This is a genomic window from Leptothrix toolikensis (SeqCode), assembly GCF_057922285.1.
Genome location: NZ_JBYSVC010000138.1, coordinates 1 through 3,528, shown reverse-complemented (window position 1 = coordinate 3,528; position 3,528 = coordinate 1). Strand labels below are relative to the sequence as shown.

Genomic DNA, 3,528 nt, shown 5'->3' with positions numbered 1-3,528 from the left:
GAGGATCTCGATGCGCTCGGTCGTCTTGACGCCCAGCCGCACGACATGGCGATGCAACTGGCCCTCGGGGCCCACGCTCCAAAGCAGCGGCTCATGGGTGGCGGGGGCTTGCACCGCCTGCGCCGGCACCAAGAGCGCTTGCTCGCGCCGGGCGATCAAGATGTTGGCGTCCATGGTCATGCCGGTGCGCAGCGCCTGCATGCCCGCCGTACTGGCCTCTTTGAAGCGGATACGCACCCGGTAGCTGCGCGCCACCGGATCGCCCTTGGGGGTGATTTCGGCCACTTCACCGTCAAAAAGCTGTTGCGGCAGGGCGTCGGTACGCAAGCTGACCGACTGACCGATCTGCACCCGGCTGATGTCTTCCTCGTCCACCTCGGCCGCCACCCGCAGCGGCGCGCAGCACGACAAGGTGAACACGGTTTGGCCGGCCGCGATGAACTGGCCCTTTTCGCCGTCACGCTTCAAGACCACGCCGTCGGCAGGCGCAGTGAGCACGCTGTAGCTGCTCAAAGCCCGGGCGCGCTCCAAGGCGGCGCGCGCAGCGTCGAGTTCGGTGCGGGTGCGGTCGAGTTCAGCGGGCGAGAGGAATTGCTGCTGCACCAAGGTGCGGGTGCGGTCCAGCTGGGTCTGGGCCAACTTGGCGCGGGCCTGCATTTCTTCGACCGTGTGGTGCAAATCGTCGGCATCGAGCCGGGCCAGCACTTGGCCTTTGCGCACGGCAGCCCCTTCATCCACGTCCAGCGTCAAGAGCCGCCCGCCACTGCGCGGCGACACCGGCACCATCACGGTCGGCTCGACCATGCCGGTGGCGTAGACCGCCTCGATGGCTGGGCCTTGGGTGACAACCCCCACCTGCACGGTCATCGGTGCCAGCTTCCACCACGCCACGCCGGCCCCACAGGCCAGCGCCACGAGCGTCCATCCACCCCACTTCAAGATCTTCACAGCCGCCCCGCCCGGAAATCAGTCAACGCCTGGCGGATTTCCGCTTCGGTGTTCATGACGAATGGCCCATATTGCACGATGGGCTCACCCAGCGGCCGGCCGGCGACCAACAACGCCCGCACTGGCGCTGCGCCGGCGACCAAACGCACACCGTCCAGATCGTCCCCGTTGGCCAAAAGTGCCATGCGCTGCGGCCCCACCGGCGTGGCGGCCTCGGCCGCACCGATGGCCAGCTCCCCCCGGTAGACGTAGACAAAAGCGTTGTGACCCGGCGGCAAGGCCTGCTCAAACACCGCACCCGGGGCCAGATGCACGTCGAGATAGATCGGCGCGGTCGCCTCACGCTCGACCGCGCCCGCCACGCCGTGGCTGCTGCCCGCGATCACCTGCACATGCACCCCGGCGTGGTCAAAGCGCGGGATGTCGGCGGCCGGGATATCGCGGTACCAAGGCGTACACATCTTGTCGCGCGCCGGCAGGTTCAGCCAAAGCTGGAAGCCCTCCATGCGGCCTTCTTCTTGCTCGGGCATTTCGCTGTGGACGATGCCGCGCCCGGCAGTCATCCACTGCACCGCACCGGAGGTCAACAGCCCCGCGTTACCGGCCGAGTCGTGATGGCGCATGCGCCCTTCGAGCATGTAGGTCACGGTCTCAAAACCGCGATGCGGGTGATCGGGAAAGCCGCCGATGTAATCCGCCGCCTCGTCGCTGCCAAAGGCGTCGAGCATCAAAAAGGGGTCCAGACGGTGCTGTAAATCTTGGGTCAGCACCCGGGTGAGTCGCACCCCCGCGCCATCTTGGGTGGCACGACCCAGCACTTGACGCTCGACCGGGCGGGGTGAGAGGACGTGAGAAGGGGATAAATGGGGGGTATTCATGATCATCTCCAGCAACGTGAACCACGCAGACACCAAGCATAAAGGTCAGGCCTCCTAAAATGGCCGCATGGAACATCCCGAATTCACCTGCACCGTCGTCACACAGTACCTGCCCGAGCAATCTGACGCCGGGCAGCCGCTGTACGCCTTCAGCTACACCATCACGATCCGCAACACCGGCAACGTGGCGGCTCAGTTGGTGGCGTGCTGCTGGCTGATCACCGACGGCACCGGCAAGACCGAAGAAGTGCGCGGCCTCGGGGTGGTCGGGCACCAGCCGCTCATCGCCCCCGGCAAAGAATTCACCTACACCAGCTGGACCCAACTGGCCACGCCACGCGGCCAGATGCACGGCACCTACTACGGCATGACCGAAAGCGCCCACGCTTTCGAAAGCCCCATCCCGCTTTTCCACCTTGCGGTGGCCCAAGCCTTGCATTGATCCCTGTACCGATGCGCCCTATTCGTCTCATGGCGGGGTTGTTGGGGGTGCTCAGTGCTGCGCTGCTGAACCTCACAGCCTGCCGCTCGTCGATGCCGCCCCTGCCGCCCCGGATCAGCAGCGCCACGCCCATCGCCAAACCCCCCGCTTTGCCGGCACCTGTGGTGATGGCAGCGTCGATGCCGCCTTTGCCGGCAGTGACCACCACCGCCGGGGTCGCCCCAACACCGATCAGCAGCACCAGCCCGACATGGGTCAACCCCTTACCGCAGGATTGGCAGATCTCCAGCGCGGAGCTTATCGAGCCGCCCGCGCAATTCGCCACCCCACGCGGCCACTGGGTCGCCAGCGACTGGAGCGCCCTGCCCGGCTGGAACGCAGACAACTTGGTCGAAGCTTGGCCGGCCTTGCTGCGCAGTTGCGAGCGCCCGCACGCGGCTTGGCGCATTGCCTGTCAGATGGCGCGCTCGGTGGATCGCCACGACGAGATCGAAGTGCGCGAGTTCTTCCGTACTTGGTTACGCCCTTGGCGCGTCGAAGCCTTTGACGGGCAGGCCTCCGGGATGATGACCGGCTATTTCGAGCCTTTTCTCGAAGCCAGTCGCGTGCCAACCCGGCGCTTTTGCGTGCCGCTTTACGCCCCGCCAGCCGATCTTGGCCAGCGCAAGCCGTGGTACAGCCGGGCGCAAATCGACGCTTTGGCCAGCGCCCAAGCAGCGCTGCGCGGCCGAGAAATCGCTTGGCTGGCCGACCCCATCGACGCCTTGGTGCTGCACATCCAAGGCTCCGGTCGGCTGATGCTGCAAGAGCCCGACGGCCAGAGTCATCTGGTGCGCATGGCCTTTGCGGGCCACAACGAGCAGCCCTATCAATCGGTCGGCCGCTGGCTGGTCGAGCAAGGTGCATTCACGCTGGAGCAAGCCAGCTGGTCCTCGATCCGCACGTGGGCGCGTGACAACCCAGGGCGCGTGCGCGAGATGATGGCCGCCAACCCGCGCTACGTCTTTTTCCGCGAAGAAGCGCTGCCGAACCCGAACGTTGGCCCCAACGGTGCCCAAGGCGTGCCGCTCACCCCCGGCCGCTCCATCGCCGTGGACCGCGACAGCATCCCCTACGGCACCCCTGTGTGGCTAGCCAGCACCGAGCCCAGCATGGGCCGCAGCAGCGGCTCCAGCAGCAGCCCAACACCCCGCCCCCTGCAACGCATGGTGGTGGCCCAAGACACCGGCGGTGCCATCGTCGGTGCCGTGCGGGCCGACT

General features: G+C 66.6%; 4 protein-coding genes. 2 read left to right on the top strand and 2 right to left on the bottom strand.

Annotation, left to right across the window (positions count from 1 at the left end; translation table 11 throughout):
• Both AC3VI7_RS12430 and AC3VI7_RS12425 read right to left on the bottom strand, forming a co-directional pair.
• Positions 1-948 (bottom strand): efflux RND transporter periplasmic adaptor subunit (locus AC3VI7_RS12430; protein ID WP_489671594.1); only part of this gene is annotated, 948 nt, incomplete at its 3' end.
• Positions 945-1,826, bottom strand: coding sequence for a pirin family protein (locus AC3VI7_RS12425; protein WP_489668390.1), 882 nt, complete (start codon positions 1,824-1,826; stop codon positions 945-947). The genes AC3VI7_RS12430 and AC3VI7_RS12425, both read right to left, overlap by 4 nt.
• Positions 1,827-1,893: 67 nt before the next feature.
• On the opposite strand from AC3VI7_RS12425, the gene apaG reads away from it, so the two are divergent.
• Together apaG and mltA are read left to right on the top strand one after the other, a co-directional pair.
• Positions 1,894-2,268 (top strand): Co2+/Mg2+ efflux protein ApaG, encoded by a 375-nt coding sequence (gene apaG, locus AC3VI7_RS12420; protein WP_489668389.1) that lies wholly within the window; start codon positions 1,894-1,896, stop codon positions 2,266-2,268.
• An 11-nt stretch (positions 2,269-2,279) separates the two neighbouring features.
• Positions 2,280-3,528 (top strand): murein transglycosylase A (gene mltA / locus AC3VI7_RS12415; protein ID WP_489671593.1); only part of this gene is annotated, 1,249 nt, incomplete at its 3' end.